The sequence below is a fragment of the Tepidimonas ignava genome (genome assembly GCF_004342625.1).
GTDB lineage: Bacteria > Pseudomonadota > Gammaproteobacteria > Burkholderiales > Burkholderiaceae_C > Tepidimonas > Tepidimonas ignava.
This window is the reverse complement of sequence record NZ_SMAH01000002.1, coordinates 147,777-167,212: the sequence shown is the minus strand read 5'-3', so window position 1 is coordinate 167,212 and position 19,436 is coordinate 147,777. Positions and strand designations below refer to the sequence as shown.

The following is a 19,436-nucleotide window of genomic DNA, read 5'->3' as shown; positions in this document are numbered from 1 at the left end:
CATGACCGACCGCCCCCATCCCGCAAGCCCGCGTGCTGCGCTGCTCAGCGTCGAAGAAGCGCTGCAGCGTTTGTTGGAGGGTCTGGCGCCCGCGGTGCAGACGGTGCAGCAGGTGCCACTGGAACAGGCCGACGGGCGCGTTTTGGCGCAGGACGTGGTGGCTGGGCTCGATGTGCCGGGGTTCGACAACAGCCAGATGGACGGCTACGCCGTGCGCTGCGCCGACGTGGCGCGCGCCCTCGAACAAGGTCGGCCGCTGCCGGTGGCGCAGCGCATCGCGGCCGGGCACTTCGGCGTCGAGTTGGCGCCGGGCACCGTGGCGCGCATCTTCACCGGCGCGCCGCTGCCCGCCGGCGCCGACGCGGTGGTCATGCAGGAGGACGCCCAGCCCGCCGAGGCGCCGGCGGACGCGCCCCAGGCGCCGTTGGGCTGGATTCGCGTGGAGCGCGCGCCGCAGCCCGGCCAGTGGGTGCGCCGCCGCGGCGAGGACGTGGCGCGCGGCCAGGTCGTGCTGCGGGCCGGGCAGCGGCTGCGCGCGGCGGATCTGGGGGTGGCGGCGTCGTTGGGCATGGCCAGCGTGCCGGTGTGGACGCGCCTGCGCGTGGCGCTGGCGCCCACCGGCGACGAACTCGTGCAGCCCGGTACCGTGGCGCCGGCGGACTTGCCGCCGGGGGCGCTGTACAACTCCAGCCGCTACGTGCTGGTGCCGCTGCTGCAACGGCTGGGCTTCGAAGTGACCGTGTTGCCGGTGCTGCCTGACGACCGCGAGGCCACCGAGCAAGCGTTGGCCGCCGCGGCGCTGCGGCACGATGCCATCGTCACCACCGGCGGCGTGTCGGTGGGGGAGGCCGACCACGTCAAGCCCGCGGTGCAGGCGCTGGGCGCGCTGGATTTGTGGCAGGTGTCGATGAAGCCGGGCAAGCCCTTCATGCACGGCTGGATCGACCGCGCTCGCCTGGGTGGGCAGGGGCGTTGCCACGTGCTGGGGTTGCCGGGCAACCCCGTGTCCAGCGTGGTCACGTTGGCGTTGCTGGCGCGTGCCGCGCTGCTGCGGCTGGCCGGGGCCACGGTGGCGGCGCAGCTGCCGCCGGCGCTGTGGGTGCGGGCCGACTTCGATTGGCCGCGCCCCGACCGACGGCGCGAGTTTGTGCGCGTGCGCCGCAACGCGGACGGTGGGGTCGACTTGTTTCCAAACCAAAACTCGTCGGTGTTGACCTCGGTGGCGTGGGCCGACGGGCTGGTCGACATTCCCGCCGGCACCACCGTGGCGCGTGGCCAATGGGTGGCCTACCGTGCGCTGGACGGTTGGTGGGATTAGCGCGTACGATCGGGCCTTGACGTCATGGACAAACGCATCCGCATTCGCCTGTTTGCCAGCCTGCGCGAGGCTTTGGGCACCGCCGAGCTGGCGCACACCACCGCGGCCGCCACACTGGGGGCGCTGCGCGACGAGCTGATCGCCCGTGGGGGTGCGTGGGCCGAGGCGCTGGGTCGCCACCGTCCGGTGCGTGTCGCGCTCAACCAGGCCATGGCGGCCGAGGAAACGGCGCTGCCCGACGGGGCCGAGGTGGCGTTTTTTCCCCCCGTCACCGGAGGCTGAAGGCCATGGCGTTGCAGCGGCGCAGCGTCACGATCCAAACCGCCGACTTCGACCTTGGCGCCGAGGTGGCCGCGCTGCGTTCGGGCGATCCGGGGGTGGGGGCGGTGTGCGCGTTCGTGGGCACGGTGCGCGATGTCAGCGAAGGCGTGGCGGTGGCGACAATGGAACTCGAGCACTACCCCGGCATGACCGAACGCGCCATCGACGCCATGATCGACGAGGCTGCGCGCCGCTTCGACATCCGCGGTGTGCGCGTCATCCACCGCGTGGGCCCGCTGCAACCGCAAGACCAGATCGTGCTGGTGGCGGTCACGTCGGCGCACCGTGGGCAGGCGTTTGCCGCGTGCGAATTTTTGATGGATTACCTCAAAACCCAGGCGCCGTTTTGGAAAAAAGAGCACACCCCCAGCGGGGCGCGTTGGGTTGATGCGCGCGTCAGCGACGATGCGGCGCTGGCGCGCTGGGGCATTGAGGCGCGCAACGCGGGTTCCGTGGCCGGCTGAGGTGGGCGCCGCCCGCGCGTGGGGCCACCGAGGGCGCACGACGTTTGATCCAGCGCAACGCGCGTGCCCTTGAAACGGGGGACGCTGCGCCCCATGTGGGAATCAGTTCATCATTGGAGCTGTTTCCATGCGCATCGACAAACTCACCACCCAATTCCAAGAAGCACTGGCCGAGGCCCAATCGATGGCGTTGGCCAAGGACCACGCGTACATCGAGCCGGCGCACGTGCTGGCGGCCATGTTGGCGCAGGACGGGCCGCGGGCGTTGCTGCAGCGCGCCGGGGTCAACGTGGCGCAGCTCAAAAAAGCGGCTGAGGACGCGGTGCAGCGCCTGCCTCAGGTTCAAGGGCAGGAGCAGGTGCAGGTGGGGCGCGACACCGTGACGCTGTTGCAGGCGGCCGAAAAAGAGGCGCTCAAGCGCGGTGACCAATACATCGCCAGCGAGCTGTTTTTGCTGGCGCTGGCCGACAGCAAGATCATGCTGGCCGACGCGGCCCGTGCCGCGGGGCTGAACCGCAAAGCACTGGAAGCGGCCATCGACGCCGTGCGAGGAGGGCAAGCTGTGACCAACCCCGAAGCCGAAAACCAGCGCGAGGCGCTGAAAAAATACACGTTGGACCTGACCGAGCGGGCCCGGCAGGGCAAGCTCGACCCGGTCATCGGCCGTGACGACGAAATCCGCCGCACGATCCAGATTTTGCAGCGGCGCAGCAAAAACAACCCGGTGCTCATTGGCGAGCCGGGCGTGGGCAAGACGGCGATCGTCGAGGGTCTGGCGCAGCGCATCGTCAACGGCGAAGTGCCCGAGACGCTCAAGGACAAGCGCGTGCTGGCGCTGGACATGGCGGGGCTGCTGGCCGGCGCCAAGTACCGCGGCGAGTTCGAGGAGCGCCTCAAGGCGGTGCTGAAGGAAATCGCCGCCGAGGAAGGGCGCATCATCCTGTTCATCGACGAAATCCACACGATGGTGGGCGCCGGCAAGGCCGAAGGCGCGATGGACGCCGGCAACATGCTCAAGCCCGCCCTGGCCCGCGGCGAGCTGCACTGCATTGGTGCCACCACGCTGGACGAATACCGCAAGTACATCGAAAAGGACGCGGCGCTGGAGCGGCGCTTCCAGAAGGTGTTGGTCGACGAACCCAGCGTTGAGGCCACCATCGCCATCCTGCGCGGACTGCAGGAGAAGTACGAGTTGCACCACGGCGTCGAGATCACCGACCCGGCCATCGTCGCCGCGGCGGAGCTCAGCCACCGCTACATCACCGACCGCTTCTTGCCGGACAAGGCCATCGACCTCATCGACGAGGCAGCGGCGCGCATCAAGATGGAGATCGACTCCAAGCCGGAGGCGATGGACAAGCTCGAGCGCCGGCTGATCCAGCTCAAGATCGAGCGCGAGGCGGTGCGCAAAGAGACCGACGAGGCCTCGCGCAAGCGCCTGGAGCTGATCGAGGAAGAAATCGCCAAGCTGGAGCGGGAGTACGCCGATCTCGAAGAGATCTGGAAAGCCGAAAAAGCCCAGGTGCAGGGTTCGGCGCAGATCAAGGAGGAGATCGACCGCATCCGCTTTCAGATCGAAGAGCTCAAGCGCAAGGGCGACTTCAACAAGGTGGCCGAGCTGCAGTACGGCCGGCTGCCGGAGCTGGAGCGCCGCTTGCAGGAAGCGCAGGCGCGTGAAGCCGGCGAGGACGGCGCCAAGGGCTTCAAGCTGCTGCGCACGCAGGTAGGGGCCGAAGAGATCGCCGAGGTGGTGTCGCGCGCCACCGGTATCCCGGTGTCCAAGCTGATGCAGGGCGAGCGTGAAAAGCTGCTACAGATGGAAGATAAGCTGCACGAGCGCGTCGTCGGTCAGGACGAGGCGATCGCCGCGGTGTCCAACGCCATCCGGCGTGCACGCGCAGGGCTGTCGGATCCGAACCGGCCGCTTGGGTCGTTCCTGTTCCTTGGGCCCACCGGGGTGGGCAAAACCGAGCTGTGCAAGGCGCTGGCGAGCTTTTTGTTCGACAGCGAGCAGCACATGATCCGCATCGACATGAGTGAGTTCATGGAGAAGCACTCGGTCAGTCGCCTCATTGGCGCGCCGCCGGGCTACGTGGGGTACGAGGAGGGCGGCTACCTGACCGAGGCGGTGCGGCGCAAGCCCTACAGCGTGGTGCTGCTGGACGAGGTGGAAAAAGCCCACCCGGACGTGTTCAACGTGCTGCTGCAGGTGCTCGACGATGGCCGCCTGACCGACGGGCAGGGCCGCACGGTGGACTTCAAAAACACCGTCATCGTGATGACCTCCAACATCGGCTCGCAGCGCATCCAGCAGTTGGCCGCGCAGGGGCACGACATGGAGGACATCAAGGAAGCGGTGTGGGAGGAGCTCAAAGCCCACTTCCGGCCGGAGTTCCTCAACCGCATCGACGAGACCGTGGTGTTCCACCCGCTGTCCAACGAGCACATCAAGAACATCGCGCGCATCCAGCTGCGCACGCTGCAAGAGCGGCTGGCCAAGCTGGACCTGACGCTGACGTTCACCGACGCGGCGCTGGAGGAGCTTGCCAAGGTGGGCTACGACCCGGTGTTCGGGGCGCGGCCGCTGAAGCGGGCGATCCAGCAGCGCATCGAAAACCCGCTGTCCAAGCTGATCTTGGAAGGGCGCTTCCCGCCCAAGAGCGAGATCCCGGTCGATGTCGACCCGGTCCGCGCCCCTGGGCAGTTCATCTTTGGCCGCACGGTGCATTGAGGCGGCGCGGGCCTCGGCTCGGCCCGCTTCCCGCCATTCGGGCAGCGGCGGCCTACACGCCGTGGTAGTCGCGATACCAGCGCACGAACGCCGCCACGCCTTGCCGAAACGGTGTGTGCGGCCGGTAGCCGGTCAGGCGCTGCAGCAGCGAGCAGTCGGCCCACGTGGCCGGCACGTCGCCCGTTTGCAGCGGCAGCAACTTGCGCACGGCGCGCTGGCCCACTTCGGCTTCAATGGCCTCGACAAAGTCCAGCAGCCGCACCTTGTCGGAGTTGCCGATGTTGACCACCCGCCACGGCGCTGCGGGGCTCAGTGTGTCGCCCTCGATGGGCTGCCAGCCGTGCTCGGGCGTGCGCTCGCCGGGCGCGGGCGGCACCGCATCGATGAGCAACCCGATCGCGCGCACCAGGTCGTCCACGTAGGTGAAGTCACGCCACATGTCGCCGTGGTTGTAGATGTCGATCGGCGTGCCCTCCAGGATGCCGCGGGTGAATTTGAACAGCGCCATGTCCGGCCGCCCCCACGGGCCATAGACGGTGAAGAAGCGAAACATCGTGGTGGGCACGCCGTGGATGTGCGCCCAGGCGTGGCTCATTGCCTCGTTGGCTTTCTTGGTGGCGGCGTACAGCGTCAGCGGCCAGTCGGTCTTTTGCTGCTCGCCAAAGGGCATCTCCGAGTTGGCGCCGTAGACGCTGCTGGTGGAGGCCATCAGCAGGTGGCGCGGCTTGAGCGCTCGGGCCACCTCCAGCACGTTGAACGTGCCCACCAGGTTGGCGTCGATGTAGGCGCGGGGGTTTTCCAGGCTGTAGCGCACGCCGGCCTGTGCAGCCAGGTGCACGATGACGTCGGGCTGCGCCGCCTGCGCCGCCTTTTGCAGGGCGGGGGCGTCTTCCAGCATGGCTTCGGTGGCGGTGAAGTTGGGGTGCTCGCGCAGCAGCGCGTGGCGCCGTTGCTTCAAGCGCACGTCGTAGTAGTCGGTCAGGCCATCGAAGCCGTGCACGCTGTGGCCTTGTTGCAGCAACAGCCGCGCCAGATGAAACCCGATGAAGCCGGCGCTGCCGGTGATGAAGACACGCATCACGCATCCCCCCCGAACAAGTCGCGCGTGTAGACCTTGTGCTCGACGTCGGCCAAATCGGGGTGGTGGCGGTTGGCGAGGATCAGGTCGGCTTGGCGTTTGAAGGTGTCCAGGTCGTGCAGCACCAGCGAGTGGAAAAAGTGCGGCGCGTGCAGCGCGGGCTCGTAGACGATGATCGAGACACCTTTGGCCTTGAGCCGCTTCATGACGCCCTGGATGGCCGAGGCGCGAAAGTTGTCGCTGCCGGCCTTCATGACCAGGCGGTACACGCCCACCACCGGCGGCTGCGCCCCACGCGGCAGCGTGGCCAGGCGGCGCAGCACGTCCTCGGCGATGAAGTCTTTACGCGTGGCGTTGGCCGCCACGATGGCGCCGATGAGGTTTTGCGGCACCTGCTGGTAGTTGGCCAACAGCTGCTTGGTGTCTTTGGGCAGACAGTAGTCACCGTAGCCAAAGCTTGGGTTGTTGTAGCCGGGGCCGATGCGTGGGTCCAGGCACACGCCGTCGATGATTTGGCGCGTGTCCAGGCCGTGGGTGGCGGCGTAGGTGTCGAGCTCGTTGAAAAACGCCACGCGCATGGCCAGGTAGGTGTTGGCAAAGAGCTTGATGGCCTCGGCTTCGGTGGGGTCGGTCAGCAGCACCGGGGCATCGCGGCGGAGGGCTCCGCGGCGCAGCAGCTCGGCCACCCACTGGCCACGCGCGCCGCGGTCCCCCACGACGATGCGGCTGGGGTGCAGGTTGTCGTGCAGCGCCAGGCCTTCGCGCAAGAACTCCGGCGAAAAGACGATGCGCTCGGTGCCGTGGCGCTGGCGCGCCGCGGCGGTGTAGCCCACCGGTACGGTGGACTTGATGACGATGGTGCTGCTGGGGTGCACCTGCAGCGCCTGCGCGACGACGGCATCGACGCTGCTGGTGTCGAAGGCATTGGTGTTGGGGTCGTAGTCGGTCGGGGTGGCGACGATGACGAGGTCGGCCTGCGCCAGCGCCTGCGCGGCGTCGGTGGTGGCGTGCAGGCGCAGCTCGGCGCGCTCGGCCAGCCACTGGGCCGCCAGCGCGTCATGCACCGGGGGGCGACGCTGGCGCAGCGCGGCCACCCGCTCGGGGTTGATGTCCAGCACCGTCACATCGTGGTGCTGCGCCAGCAGCAAGGCATTGGCCAGGCCGACGTAGCCGGCGCCGGCGACGGTGATGCGGGGTGAGGTCGGAAGCAGGCTGGGTGCGGTCATGGGGTGGCTGGGCGACGGCCGATGCGCCGGGGTCAGGCGCGGCGCAGTATACGGCAGCGGCCCACTACAATGCCGCCGCACCCCGGCCTCGCGCCTGACCTTCGTTTGCACGAGGTTTGCACACCATGCCTTCTGAAGTGATGCCCAACGCCAACCCGCCCCCGAGCACTGCTCAGGGCGTCCCCGACGTGTCGATCGTGGTGCCGGTTTACCACGAACGCGACAACTTGCGCGAGTTGGTTGAGCGTGTGCAGCAGGCGCTGGGACCGACGCCGTGGTCGTTCGAATTGATTTGCGTGGACGACGGTTCCACCGACGACAGCGCCGCCCTGTTGGCGCAACTGGCCCAGCGGCACGCGTGGCTGCACCCGGTGGTGTTGGCGCGCAACTACGGGCAGTCCACGGCGCTGCAAGCGGGATTCGAGCGCGCACGTGGGCGCTACATCGTCACGCTGGACGGGGATTTGCAAAACGATCCGGACGATATCCCGGCGCTGATCGAACGCCTGGAGCGTGACCCCGAGGTGGACGTGATCTCCGGCTGGCGGCACCAGCGGCAGGACAAAGCGCTGTCACGCAAACTGCCCTCGGTGTTGGCCAACCGGCTGATCTCGTGGGCCACGCGGGTGCCGCTGCACGACTACGGCTGCGCGCTGAAGGCGTACCGGCGCGAGATCATCGAGCGCATCCGGCTGTATGGTGAGCTGCACCGGTTCATTCCCTCGTTGGCGCGCGAGGCCGGTGCGCGCATCGTTGAAGTGCCGGTGCGACATCATCCGCGCACGCGCGGTCGGTCGAAGTACGGCATCGACCGCACGTTCCGCGTGATTCTGGACTTGGTGCTGATCGTCTTTTTTTTGCGCTACCGCCAGCGTCCGTTGCACGCCTTCGGTGGCCTGGGGCTGTGGCTGCTCACCCCGGGGTTGTTGATTCTGGCGTACCTGCTCGGTGTCAAGTTGATGGGTGAAGACATCGGCAGCAGGCCGCTGTTGATGGCGGGCGTGATGATGGTGCTGATGGGGGCGCAGCTCGTCGTGGCGGGGTTGACGGGAGAGTTGCTGATCCGCATCTACCACGAGGGGGCGGCCCGACCGCAGTACCACACCCGGCCGCTGCCCGGCCCGGGGGACGGCGCATGCGCTGGACAACACCGCGCACGCGTGGAGTGAAGCTGCTGCTGCGGTCGGTGGTGTCGCTGGCGCTGCTGGCGGCGCTGATGCACGCCGTTGGGTGGTCGAACGTGGGGCGCACGCTCACCGGGGCCGACCCGGCTTGGGCGGCGCTGGGGGGCGCGTTGGCCTTGTTGGCCAACACCGCATGCGCGTGGCGGTGGCGTGCGCTGGTGCGTTGGCTGCGGCACGAGGTTCCTTGGCCATGGGCGTGGGTGGCCTACCTGCGCGGCGTGGCGCTCAACGCCGTGCTGCCGGGGGCCACGGTGGGCGGCGATGTATGGCGCGCCTGGGCCTTGCAACGCACTGGGCTGGACTGGCCGCACGCCAGCGCCAGCGTGGTACTGGACCGCCTCAGCGGCTTGTGGGGACTGGCGCTGCTGGGCGGTGGGTGTGCCGTGGCGGCGCTGCTGGCCGACGCTGCGGCGCTGCGTGGGGTGCAACCCGGCGGGACGCCGGGCCCGTGGGCCGCCGCGCTGGGCGTGGCCGTGGTGGCGCTGGCGTGGTTGCCGCGCGCACTGCTGCGCGGCGGGGTAGCGCCGACGGGGGGGCGCCATCGGTGGTGGGGCTGGTGGGCCACGCTGGCCCAGCACGAACCCGCGCGCCACTGGCGGCAGCAGTTGCTGGCGTCGGTCGGGGCGCAGGCCGTGACCGTGGCCGCGCTGTGGGCCGCCGGGCAGGCGGTGGGCTTGTCGCTGGCGTGGTGGTGGCTGGCCCCGGCCGCCGTTCCCATCTTCGTGGCGGCGGCGCTGCCCGTCGGCATGGGCGGCTGGGGCACGCGCGAAGCCGCCAGCGCCGCGGTGCTGGCCCTGCTGGACGTGCCGCCGGCCCAAGCGGTGGGGATGTCGTTGTTGTTTGGCGCCTACGCGCTGCTGCAGGCGCCGCTGGGGCTGCTGCCGCTGCCGCGCCAGCCCGGCAGCGCGTGAGGCCGCTCACTGCACCTTGGCTTTGGCGCGCAGTTCGTCTTGGAACTTGGCCAGCTTTTGCTGCTGCAACTGTTGCTGCAGCTGCGGCTTGACGGTTTCGAAGTCAGGCAGTTGGGCCTTGCGCACGTCGTCGACGCGGATGATGTGCCAGCCGAACTGGGTCTTGACCGGGGCGGCCGTGGTTTGGCCCTTGCCCAGTTGGGCCATGGCTTGACCGAACTCCGGCACGAACACGTCGGGGGTGGCCCAATCCAGGTCGCCACCGTTGGCGCCCGAGCCTTTGTCTTTGGATCGTTGTCGAGCGAGGTCCTCGAACTTGGCGCCTTTGGCCAGCTCGGCCAGCACCGCTTTGGCCTCGTCTTCGCTGTCGACCAGGATGTGGCGCGCACGGTATTCCTGCCCCATGGCCTGGGCGATGCGGTCGTACTCGGCGCGCAGCTCGGCGTCGGTGACCGGGTGGCGGCGCTGCTCGTCGGCGAACAGCTCGCGGATCAGCACGGTCTGCGTGGCCAGCTCCAGTTGCGCTTTGACCTCCGGCGACGCGCGCAGGCCGCGGCGCTCGGCTTCCTGCATGAAGATTTCGCGCAGGATGGCTTCTTCTTTCAGTTGGGCGCGCACCTGGTCGTCGACCGGGCGGCCCGAGCGGGCGACTTGCTGCTCCAAGGCCTTGAGGCGTGCGCTGGGCACGGGCTTGCCGTTGACGATGGCCAGGTTTTGCGCATGGGCAGCGCCAGCGCTGGCCAACGCCATGGCCAGCACGGCGCGGGTGAGGGTGTGTTTCATCAGGACGTCAGGATGCAAAGGGGTGGATCACACGGCGGGCGCGGGTGAACGTTCGATTTCCAACGCCAGCGCGTGCACGCCGGCGTCGAACGCCGGGCGCAACGCATCATACACAAGGCGATGGGCCGCCACGCGGCTGAGGCCGTCGAGCACGTCGGCGGCGATACGCACCCGAAAGTGGGTGCCGCGACCGCTGGCGCTGGCCTCCATGTGGCCGGCGTGGGCCGCGCTTTCGTCGATCACTTCCAGCTGCCGTGGCTGCAAGCGTTGCCGCAACAACGCGGCCAGCAATTCGGCGCTGGGCTGGCTGCGGGGGGTGCTGGGGGTCATGCGGTGTCGTCCTTGAGGTGACGGGCGACGTACAACCCCTGGCCGACGATGAAGGCCAAGGGGAAGACGTAGCCCCAGAGCTTGAAATCGACCCAGGCGTCGGTGGACCACCACGTCGCGACGACACCGTTGAGCACGGCCATGAGGACGCAGTAGACGATCCAGGCCAGCGTCAAGCGATGCCACACGGTGGCGGGCAAGGGCAGCTGGCTGCCCAGCAACAGTTGCAGCACGTTGCGCCGCCAGCCCCACAGGGCCGCGGCCAGCGTCAGCGCCAACGCGCCGTACAGCACGGTGGGCTTCCATTTGATGAAGCGTTCGTCGTGCAGCGCCAACGTCAGCGCGCCGAACACGCAGATCAGCGCCCAGGTGATTTTGTGCAGCGCCTGCAGCCGCCGGTCCAGCGCGTAGATGATGGCCATTTGCACGGTGGTGGCCGCCATCAGCACCGCCGTGGCGGTGTAAATGCCGTCCCAGCGGTACGCGACAAAGAACGCCACCAGCGGCGCGAAATCGAGCAACCAACGCATGGGCGCGATTATGCGCGGGGGCCACCACCCGTGGGGGTGTTGTGGCCATCGGTCCAGCGCAGCGCGGCCGAATTGAGGCAGTAGCGCAAGCCGGTGGGCGGCGGGCCATCGTCGAACACATGCCCCAGGTGCGCGCCACAGCCGGCGCACAGGATTTCGGTGCGCACCATGCCGTGGCTGCGGTCGAGCCGCTCGGCGATGGCCCCTGGCTGCGCGGCCCAAAAGCTGGGCCAGCCGCAGCCGGCGTCGAATTTGTGGTCGCTGTTGAACAGGTGCCGGTCGCACACGATGCAGTGGTAGCGCCCGGGGCGCCACCACGCTTCGTAGCGGCCGCTGAACGGAGGCTCGGTGGCGGCGTGGCGTGTCACGGCCCACGCCAGCGGTTCGGCTTCGCCGCGCTGTACGCGCTCGCGCAGCCGCGCCTGCCAGGCGTCGTCGCTGGGACGGTGGGGAAAAGCGGTGGTGTCGGGGTCGGTCATGGCGCGGTGGTCGGGGCGGGGGTGGGGGGCGTCAGCGTACCTGGGTGACGCAGCAGCGCGTGCAGCGAGGCGCTGCAACACACCTCCACCCGGCTGAAATCGAGCGTCACCCAGCCGCGCGCTTCGAACTGCTTGAGCACCCGGTTGATCGTCTGGCGCGACAGCCCTGCCAGGTGGCCCAGATCCTCCTGCGACAGGGTGATGCGCGGCACGCCGGCGCTGCAAAACATCAGCAGGATTTGCGCCACCCGCTCCTGCGGCGTGCGCAGCCGGCCCGCTTCGATGGCCGTCATGGCCTGCCCCAGGCGCTCGTTGAGCCGGTCGATCAAAAAGTGATTGAACGGCAAATGGGTGGCGTGCAGGCGCCGAAACCAGGCCAGCGGCATGCCCACCAGCGTGGTGTCGCGCACGGCCACGACGTCGTAGCGCCACGGGCCACCCTTGAGCACGGTGCCTTCGCCAAACCATTCGCCTGCCGGCACGCCCAAAAACGCTGACACGCGGCCGTGCGGCCCCTCGGTCTGCAGCTTGGCCATGCCGGCCAGCACGGCCCACCAGGCCACGACCTCGGTGCCGCGGCGCACCAGCAGCTCGCCGCGCGCCGCGCGCTGCAGCAGCATGGCGTGCACCAGCTCGTGCTGCGTTGTTGCCTCCAAGTCGTGAAACCACGGCTGCTGCGACAAAAAGATGCGCACGGGGTGGCGGGGGTCGAGCGTCATGGCGTGGTGCGGGAATGTCGGGTACGCGACAACTGAGGGGGTTGCACGGACGGGTTCGGTGGCTTGCCCGCTTCAGGGCGGTTGGCCATCGTCGTAAGCTTAGCGGAAGATCAAAACCAGGGGCGCCTGCCCAAGCGCCCCGCCATCCACCTGATGAGGAGTCGGAGACCATGCTGGGATTGATGCAAGACCGCCCCCTGTTGATTGCCGATTTGATCGAGCACGCCGCGCGCCACCATGGCGACGTGGAGATCGTGTCGCGCCGGGTGGAGGGGGACATCCACCGCACCACCTACGCCGAAGTGGCGCAGCGTGCCCGGCGGCTGGCCCATGCGCTCGACGCCATGGGGCTGCCGCAAGGGGAGCGGGTGGCCACGCTGGCCTGGAACGGCTACCGCCACTTCGAGATGTACTACGGCGTCAGCGGCTCCGGGCGCGTGTTGCACACCATCAACCCGCGCTTGTTGCCCGAGCAAATCGCCTGGATCGTCAACCACGCCGAAGATCGGGTGCTGGCGTTTGACATGACGTTTTGGCCCATCGTCAAGGCCATCCACGGCAAATGCCCCACCGTGCAGCGTTGGGTGGCGCTGTGCGACGATGAACACCTGGCGCGCCTGACCGCCGATGGCAGCATCCCCAACCTGGTGTCGTACGAAGCGTGGATCGAACCGCATCCGGCGCAGTACACGTGGCCGGTGTTCCCCGACGACACCGCCAGCAGCATGTGCTACACCAGCGGCACCACCGGCCACCCGAAGGCGGCGCTGTACAGCCACAAAAGCACGATCCTGCACGCCTACGCGGCTGCGCTGCCGGACGTGATGGGCCTGAGCGCGCGCGACTGTGTGTTGCCTGTGGTGCCGATGTTTCACGTCAACGCCTGGGGCATTCCGTACTCGGCGGCGGCGGTGGGCTGCAAGCTGGTGTTGCCGGGGGCGCAACTGGACGGCAAGTCGGTGTACGAGCTGCTGGACGCCGAGCGCGTGACGATGGCCGCGGGGGTGCCAACGGTGTGGCAGATGCTGCTGGCGCACATGGGCGCCAACGGCCTCAAGCTGCCGCACCTGCAGCGCACCGTGATCGGTGGCTCGGCCTGCCCGCCGGCGATGATCCAGGCGTTTCGCGAACAGTACGGCGTGGAGGTGCTGCACGCCTGGGGTATGACCGAGCTCAGTCCGCTGGGCACGCTGTGCACGCTGAAAAACAAGCACCTGCAGCTGCCCGAAGAGGAGCAGATGAAAATCCGCCTCAAGCAGGGGCGCGCCATCTTTGGCATCGACATGAAAATCGTCGACGCCCAAGGGCAGGAGCTGCCCTGGGACGGCAAAACCCAGGGCGACCTGCTGGTGCGTGGCCCGTGGGTCATTCGGGATTACTACCGCAGCGGTCAGCCCAGCCCGTTGGTGGATGGGTGGTTCCCCACCGGCGATGTCGCCACCATCGACCCCGATGGCTACATGCAGATCACCGACCGAAGCAAGGACGTCATCAAGTCCGGCGGCGAGTGGATCAGTTCGATCGACGTCGAAAACATCGCGATGGCCCACCCCGCGGTGCTGATGGCGGCGTGCATCGGCGTCAAGCACCCCAAGTGGGACGAACGGCCGATCGTCGTGGTGGTCAAAAAGCCCGGCGCCGAGGTCACCCGGGAAGCGCTGTTGGCGTTTTACGAAGGCAAGCTGGCCAAGTGGCAGATTCCGGACGACGTGGTGTTTGTCGACAGCATCCCGCTCGGGGCGACGGGCAAGATGCAAAAGATGAAGCTGCGCGAAATGTTGGCCGACTACCGGCTGCCGGGCACCTGACGGCCTGCGGCGACGACTGGCGACTGTCGTTGGCGCGACAGTCGCCAAGGTGATAGGCCTGCGGGCTTTCCCTGATCGTTGCGGCGCAACATGCGGCGTAAGCTGCGAACCTGCAACCCCACCCACCAAGGAGACAACCATGCAACTGACCATTCGACCGATCGTTGTGGCGGCCATGCTGGGGCTGGCGCTGAGCGCCACCGCGCAGGCGCAAAGCGCGCGTCAGGCCAAACGCGAGCAGGCCCAGGCGGCCAGCGCCGCGCCGTTGGCCGGGCAAACCGTCAAAATCGCCTGGATCGACCCGCTGTCGGGCCTGATGGCGCCGGTGGGGCAAAATCAGGTGCGCAGCTTTCAGTTCTTTGCGGAGAAGTTCAGCGGCCCCAACAAGTACAACCCCGCTGGCGTCAAGTGGGAGGTGGTGCCGTTTGACAACAAACTGAGCCCCGCGGAGAGCCTCACGGCGCTGCAGTCGGCCATCGACCAAGGGATCCGCTACATCACCCAGGGCAACGGCTCGTCGGTGGCGGGGGCGCTGATCGAGGCGGTGGCGCGCCACAACGCGCGCAACCCGGGCAAGGAGGTCATCTTCCTCAACCACTCGGCGGTGGACCCGGACTTCACCAACAGCAAGTGCAACTACTGGCACTTCCGTTTCGATGCCGACACCTCGATGAAGATGGAGGCGCTGACCACCTTCATCAAGGACCAGCCCGACGTCAAAAAGATCTACCTGCTCAACCAGAACTACTCGCACGGCCACCAGGTGGCCAAGTACGCCAAAGAGCTGTTGGCGCGCAAGCGTCCGGACATCCAGATCGTGGGCGAAGACCTGCACCCGCTGGCGCAGGTGCGCGACTTTGCGCCCTACATCGCCAAGATCAAGGCTTCGGGCGCCGACGCGGTGATCACCGGCAACTGGGGCTCGGACCTGGCGCTGTTGGTCAAGGCGGCGGTCGAGGGTGGCTACAACGGCAAATTCTTCACCTACTACGCGGGTGTGACGGGCACGCCCACGGCGCTGGGGCAAACGTCCGAGGGCAAGGTGTACCAGGTGTCGTACAACCACTACCACATGGGCGGCGACATGTCGCAGTGGCAAGATGAGTTCAAGAAGAAGTTCAACGCCGACTTCTACACCGGCTCCGTGATCCACATTTACCGCAGCCTGTCCGAAGCGATGGCGCGCGCCAAATCGACCGACCCGGTCAAAGTGGCCAAGGAGCTCGAAGGGCTCAAATTCACCAGCTTCAACGGCGAGGTGGAAATGCGCAAGACCGACCACCAGATGCAGCAGCCGCTGTACCTGACACGCTGGCAAAAGACCGACGCCAAGTTCCCCTACAGCGTGGAAAACACCGGCATGACGTTTGCGCTGGTCAAGGAGTTTCCAGCTTACGTGTCGAGCACGCCCACCAGCTGCAACATGCAGCGTCCCAACTGATCGCTGGGGGCTGCCTCGCCGCCGTGGCCCGCGCGCACGCGTGACCGTGCGACGTTGGCCGCCGCCCCACCCGCCTGTTGCGGGTGGGCGGGCGGGGTTGCGCCGGCTCAGCCCCCAGGGCACCACGTTTTGCCATCCCAAGCCATGGAATTCGTCCTCGTCTCGCTGCTCAACGGTGTGAGTTACGGGCTGCTGCTGTTCATGCTCAGCTCCGGCTTGACGCTGATCTTTTCGATGATGGGCGTGCTCAACTTTGCGCACGCGAGCTTTTACATGCTGGGGGCGTATTTCGCCTACGCGCTCAGTGGCGTGGTGGGCTTTTGGGTGGCGTTGCTGGTGGCGCCGCTGCTGGTGGGGCTGGCCGGCGCGCTGTTCGAGCGTTACAGCCTGCGCAAGGTGCACGCCTACGGCCACGTGCCCGAGCTGCTGATCACGTTCGGCCTGTCGTACGTGATCCTGGAGCTGGTGCAACTGGTGTGGGGGCGCACGGCGGTGCCGTTTCGGCCGCCCGAGCTGTTGCAGGGGCCGGCGTTCACGCTGATTCACCACGCGGACGACGCGATGGGCTTCGTGTGGGGGCAGGCCGCGACCGAGCTGTGCGCCCGAGCCGCGTGCACGCCGTTTCCGGCCACGCGTGCGTTCATGATGCTGGTGGCGGTGGGTATGTTGGTGGCGTTGTGGCTTTTGATCACCCGCACCCGGGTGGGGTTGGTGATCCAGGCGGCGCTCACACACCCGCAGATGGTCGAGGCGCTGGGGCACAACGTGCCCCGGGTGTTCATGCTCGTGTTCGGCGCTGGCTGCGCGCTGGCGGGCCTGGCGGGGGTGATCGGCGGCAGCACCTTTGTGACCGAGCCGGCCATGGCCGCGACCCTGGGCTCGCTGGTGTTCGCGGTGGTGGTGATCGGTGGCCTGGGTTCGCTGCCCGGCGCCTTCGTGGCGTCGCTGCTGATCGGCATCATCCAGACGTTTGCCGTGGCCATCGACCACTCGATCGGCTCGCTGTTGGCCAGCCTGGGGCTGCCGCTGAGCGAGGCGTTGCGCAGCAAGGACTTTTTGCGCTTGACGCTGTCGCAGGTGGCGCCGGTGCTGCCGTACCTGCTGCTGGTGCTGATTCTGATTTTCCGGCCCAAGGGGCTGCTGGGCACGCGCGACCACTGACCACCGCGCACGGGGCCGCATCGAGATGAGCAAGGCTTACTACGCTTTTCAACCGTACAACGTCGGGCGCTGGGTCGTCTGGTCGCTGTTCGCGCTGCTGCTGGCGCTGGCGCCGCTGGTGTTCACCAGCAACCTGTCGATCAGCATGCTGGCGCAGATGGGCATCGCCATCATCGCCTGCCTGTCGTACAACATGCTGCTGGGGCAGGGGGGCATGCTCAGCTTCGGGCACGCGGTGTACTCGGGGCTGGGGTCGTACGTGGCGATCCACACGTTGCTGAAGGTGGCCGCAGGCACGCTGTGGCTGCCCGTGTCGCTGATCCCGTTGGTCGGGGGGCTGGCGGGGCTGTTGTTCGCGGCGCTGTTTGGCTGGGTGACCACGCGCAAGTCCGGCACGGCGTTTGCCATGATCACGCTGGGCGTGGGCGAGCTGGTGTTTGCGCTGTCGCTGATGTTTTCGGACTTCTTCGGCGGCGAGGCCGGCATCAGCGCCAACCGCGTGGTGGGTGAGCCGGTGCTGGGCATCACGTTCGGGCCGGCGGTGCAGGTGTACTACCTGATCGCGGTGTACACCTTCGTGTGCGTGGCGGCGATGTTTGCGTTCACCCGCACGCCGCTGGGCCGTATCCTCAACGCGGTGCGCGACAACCCGGAGCGCGTCGAGTTCATCGGCTACGACACGCAGGTGGTGCGCTACCTCGCGTTCTTGGTGTCGGGCTTTTTTGCTGGCATCTCGGGTGGCCTGGCGGCGCTGCAGTTCGAAATCGTCACCGCCGAGGTGGTGGGGCCGCTGCGCTCGGGGGCTTACCTGCTGTTCACGTTTCTGGGTGGGGCGACCTTTTTCTTCGGCCCCATCATCGGTGGCGTGTTGATGGTGCTGGCGCTGGTGCTGCTGTCGGAGCTGACCAAGGCATGGCTGCTGTACCTGGGGCTGGTGTTCCTGTTCATGGTCATGTACGCGCCGGGCGGCATCGCCAGCTTGATCATGATGAACCTGCGGGTGGCCTCGTTTGGCCGGCTGCGTGAGCTGTGGGTCAGCTACCTGGCGCTGGCCGGCACGGGGCTCGTGGCGCTGGCCGGGGCCGGGGCGATCGTCGAGATGGTGTACCACCTGCAACTGGGGGCGACGCTGGGGGCCGAGTTGCGCTACCTGGGTGTGGTGCTCAACGTGACCTCGGCGCAGAGCTGGTTCGGTTCGGTGTTTGTGATGCTGACCGGGGCAGGGTTGTTCGAGGTGGCGCGGCGGCACTTCCGCGCGCACTGGAACGAGATCCAGGTCGACATCGAAAAAGAGATCAAGCGGCGGGAGTTGGCGGCATGAGCACCCTTCACACCCCAGCGGGCGCGCAGCCGCCCGTGCTGGAGCTGCGCGGCGTGACCAAGCGCTTTGGCAAGACCGAAATCATCCGCGGTGTCGATTTGCAGGTGCGCCAAGGCGAGCGCGTGGCGGTCATCGGGCCCAACGGCGCGGGCAAGTCCACACTGTTCAACTTGATCAGCGGCCGCTTTGCCCCCACCAGCGGCGAAATTCTGCTCAACGGACGCCGCATCGATGGCAAAAAGCCGTTCGAGATCAACCGCATGGGCCTGAGCCGCAGCTTTCAGATCACCAACATCTTTCCCAAGCTGAGCGTGTTTGAAAACCTGCGCTGCGCGGTGCTGTGGAGCCTGGGGTATCGCTACACGTTTTTCAAATTTTTGGCCGACCTGGACGACGCCAACGAGCGTGCCGAGCAGTTGCTGGATCGCATCGGGCTGCATAAAAAACGCGACACGCTGGCCATGAACCTCACCTACGCCGAGCAGCGTGCGCTGGAGATCGGCATCACGATCGCCGGCGGCGCCGAGGTGATTTTGCTGGACGAGCCCACCGCCGGCATGAGCAAGAGCGAGACGCGCCGCTTCATCGACTTCATCCGCGAAGTCACCGAGGGCAAAACGCTGCTGACGGTGGAGCACGACATGGGGGTGGTGTTCGGGCTGGCCGACCGCATCGCGGTGGTGGTGTACGGCGAGGTGATCGCGTTTGACACGCCCGAAGCGGTCAAGGCCAACGCGCGCGTGCAGGAGGCCTACCTGGGCTCCGTGCTGGCCGAGCAACAGGCCGCCGAAGCGGTGCACTGAGGCGCGCCAACGCAAAGGTTCAACGATGCTGCAGATCGACAATTTGCACGCCTTTTACGGCAAAAGCCACGTGCTGCACGGGGTGCACTTCCGCGTCGGCGAGGGTGAGATCGTGGCGCTGCTGGGGCGCAACGGCTCGGGGCGCTCGACCACCGCCAAAGCCATCATGGGCCTGGTCGATGCCGAGGGCGACGTGCGCTTCAAGGGCGAGCGCATCACCGGGCTCAAGCCGTTCGAGGTGGCGTACCGAGGCATTGGCTACGTGCCCGAAAGCCGCGACATTTTCCCCAAGCTGACGGTGCACCAGAACCTGACGCTGGGCATCAAGGGCAGCGGCAAGGGCTCGCGCTGGAGCTACGAGGACATGTACGCGCTCTTTCCGCGCCTCAAAGAGCGCCAACACACCGAAGCCGGCGTGTTGTCCGGCGGTGAGCAGCAGATGCTCACGCTGTGCCGCTCGCTGATGGGCGACCCTGACCTGATCATCATCGATGAGCCCACCGAGGGGTTGGCGCCCAAGATCGTCGAGCAGGTGGCGCAGTACCTGCGCGCGCTCAAGGCGCGCGGCATTTCGGTGCTGCTGATCGAGCAAAAGCTCACCATCGCGCTGGAGATTTCCGACCGGGTGCTGGTGATGGGGCACGGCAGCATCGTGTTCGAGGGCACGCCCGACGAGCTGCGCGCCAACCCGTACGTGCGCCGGGAGTGGCTGGAGGTGGGCTGACGCCCCCGGCAGACAACTGCGCGACAGTCGGCGCTGGCCGAGCGCCGGGGCGCCCCCTAGAATCCATCCAAAACCGAACGATCGTTCAGTTTTGCTTGTCATCG

At 67.5% G+C, this 19,436-nt stretch carries 19 protein-coding genes; 12 read left to right on the top strand and 7 right to left on the bottom strand.

Going from position 1 to position 19,436, the window contains the following annotated elements:
• Nucleotide 1: 1 nt before the first annotated feature.
• The 4 genes from EDC36_RS02125 (at nucleotide 2) to clpB (ending at nucleotide 4,834) form a co-directional block, all read left to right on the top strand.
• Entirely contained in the window at nucleotides 2-1,318 is a 1,317-nt protein-coding gene (locus tag EDC36_RS02125) for a molybdopterin molybdotransferase MoeA (RefSeq protein ID WP_132961612.1), read from the top strand.
• 24 nt (nucleotides 1,319-1,342) lie between these two features.
• Complete coding sequence (locus EDC36_RS02120) at nucleotides 1,343-1,600, top strand: MoaD/ThiS family protein (protein WP_132961611.1); 258 nt, start codon at nucleotides 1,343-1,345, stop codon at nucleotides 1,598-1,600.
• Nucleotides 1,601-1,605: 5 nt separating this feature from the next.
• Nucleotides 1,606-2,103 (top strand): molybdenum cofactor biosynthesis protein MoaE, encoded by a 498-nt coding sequence (locus EDC36_RS02115; protein WP_132961610.1) that lies wholly within the window; start codon nucleotides 1,606-1,608, stop codon nucleotides 2,101-2,103.
• Nucleotides 2,104-2,230: 127 nt separating this feature from the next.
• Nucleotides 2,231-4,834, top strand: a complete 2,604-nt coding sequence (gene clpB / locus EDC36_RS02110) for an ATP-dependent chaperone ClpB (protein WP_132961609.1) — start codon at nucleotides 2,231-2,233, stop codon at nucleotides 4,832-4,834.
• A 52-nt stretch (nucleotides 4,835-4,886) separates the two neighbouring features.
• On the opposite strand, the gene EDC36_RS02105 is transcribed toward clpB, so the two are convergent.
• Nucleotides 4,887-5,912: an NAD-dependent epimerase/dehydratase family protein gene (locus EDC36_RS02105; protein ID WP_132961608.1), complete on the bottom strand. Its 1,026-nt coding sequence runs from the start codon at nucleotides 5,910-5,912 to the stop codon at nucleotides 4,887-4,889.
• On the bottom strand, nucleotides 5,912-7,138 hold the full coding sequence (locus EDC36_RS02100) for a nucleotide sugar dehydrogenase (protein ID WP_132961607.1): 1,227 nt from the start codon (nucleotides 7,136-7,138) through the stop codon (nucleotides 5,912-5,914). Before EDC36_RS02100 ends, EDC36_RS02105 begins: the two co-directional genes overlap by 1 nt.
• Before the next feature lie 125 nt (nucleotides 7,139-7,263).
• Between EDC36_RS02100 and EDC36_RS02095 the strand changes: the two genes are divergently transcribed.
• Entirely contained in the window at nucleotides 7,264-8,307 is a 1,044-nt protein-coding gene (locus EDC36_RS02095) for a glycosyltransferase family 2 protein (protein ID WP_243646434.1), read from the top strand.
• On the top strand, nucleotides 8,274-9,233 hold the full coding sequence (locus EDC36_RS02090; RefSeq protein ID WP_132961606.1) for a lysylphosphatidylglycerol synthase transmembrane domain-containing protein: 960 nt from the start codon (nucleotides 8,274-8,276) through the stop codon (nucleotides 9,231-9,233). Before EDC36_RS02095 ends, EDC36_RS02090 begins: the two co-directional genes overlap by 34 nt.
• A 6-nt stretch (nucleotides 9,234-9,239) precedes the next feature.
• Here the strand turns inward: EDC36_RS02090 and EDC36_RS02085 are convergent, their stop codons facing one another.
• The 5 genes from EDC36_RS02085 to EDC36_RS02065 are packed head-to-tail and all read right to left on the bottom strand — an operon-like array spanning nucleotide 9,240 to nucleotide 12,074.
• Nucleotides 9,240-10,016: a peptidylprolyl isomerase gene (locus tag EDC36_RS02085; RefSeq protein WP_132961605.1), complete on the bottom strand. Its 777-nt coding sequence runs from the start codon at nucleotides 10,014-10,016 to the stop codon at nucleotides 9,240-9,242.
• Between the two features lie 27 nt (nucleotides 10,017-10,043).
• The gene (locus EDC36_RS02080; RefSeq protein ID WP_132961604.1) at nucleotides 10,044-10,346 is read right to left on the bottom strand and encodes a BolA family protein; all 303 of its coding nucleotides are present in this window, start codon (nucleotides 10,344-10,346) and stop codon (nucleotides 10,044-10,046) included.
• Nucleotides 10,343-10,876 carry a septation protein A gene (locus EDC36_RS02075; protein WP_132961603.1) on the bottom strand — a complete coding sequence of 178 codons (534 nt, stop codon included), beginning with the start codon at nucleotides 10,874-10,876 and terminating at the stop codon, nucleotides 10,343-10,345. Before EDC36_RS02075 ends, EDC36_RS02080 begins: the two co-directional genes overlap by 4 nt.
• A gap of 8 nt (nucleotides 10,877-10,884) precedes the next feature.
• Nucleotides 10,885-11,355, bottom strand: coding sequence for a peptide-methionine (R)-S-oxide reductase MsrB (gene msrB, locus EDC36_RS02070; protein ID WP_132961602.1), 471 nt, complete (start codon nucleotides 11,353-11,355; stop codon nucleotides 10,885-10,887).
• Nucleotides 11,352-12,074 carry a Crp/Fnr family transcriptional regulator gene (locus tag EDC36_RS02065; RefSeq protein WP_132961601.1) on the bottom strand — a complete coding sequence of 241 codons (723 nt, stop codon included), beginning with the start codon at nucleotides 12,072-12,074 and terminating at the stop codon, nucleotides 11,352-11,354. The genes msrB and EDC36_RS02065 overlap by 4 nt, the downstream gene beginning before the upstream one ends.
• 170 nt (nucleotides 12,075-12,244) lie before the next feature.
• Here EDC36_RS02065 and EDC36_RS02060 point away from each other — a divergent pair, with 170 nt between their 5' ends.
• From EDC36_RS02060 to EDC36_RS02035, 6 genes are all read left to right on the top strand, one after another.
• Complete coding sequence (locus EDC36_RS02060) at nucleotides 12,245-13,882, top strand: 3-(methylthio)propionyl-CoA ligase (protein WP_132961600.1); 1,638 nt, start codon at nucleotides 12,245-12,247, stop codon at nucleotides 13,880-13,882.
• 139 nt (nucleotides 13,883-14,021) lie between these two features.
• Nucleotides 14,022-15,323 (top strand): branched-chain amino acid ABC transporter substrate-binding protein, encoded by a 1,302-nt coding sequence (locus EDC36_RS02055; protein ID WP_243646433.1) that lies wholly within the window; start codon nucleotides 14,022-14,024, stop codon nucleotides 15,321-15,323.
• A 144-nt stretch (nucleotides 15,324-15,467) separates the two neighbouring features.
• Nucleotides 15,468-16,484, top strand: coding sequence for a branched-chain amino acid ABC transporter permease (locus tag EDC36_RS02050; protein WP_132961599.1), 1,017 nt, complete (start codon nucleotides 15,468-15,470; stop codon nucleotides 16,482-16,484).
• A gap of 25 nt (nucleotides 16,485-16,509) precedes the next feature.
• Nucleotides 16,510-17,805, top strand: a complete 1,296-nt coding sequence (locus EDC36_RS02045; protein ID WP_132961598.1) for a branched-chain amino acid ABC transporter permease — start codon at nucleotides 16,510-16,512, stop codon at nucleotides 17,803-17,805.
• Nucleotides 17,802-18,608 carry an ABC transporter ATP-binding protein gene (locus EDC36_RS02040; protein WP_132961597.1) on the top strand — a complete coding sequence of 269 codons (807 nt, stop codon included), beginning with the start codon at nucleotides 17,802-17,804 and terminating at the stop codon, nucleotides 18,606-18,608. The genes EDC36_RS02045 and EDC36_RS02040 overlap by 4 nt, the downstream gene beginning before the upstream one ends.
• Nucleotides 18,609-18,633: 25 nt before the next feature.
• Nucleotides 18,634-19,332 carry an ABC transporter ATP-binding protein gene (locus EDC36_RS02035; RefSeq protein WP_132961596.1) on the top strand — a complete coding sequence of 233 codons (699 nt, stop codon included), beginning with the start codon at nucleotides 18,634-18,636 and terminating at the stop codon, nucleotides 19,330-19,332.
• Nucleotides 19,333-19,436 lie beyond the last annotated feature (104 nt).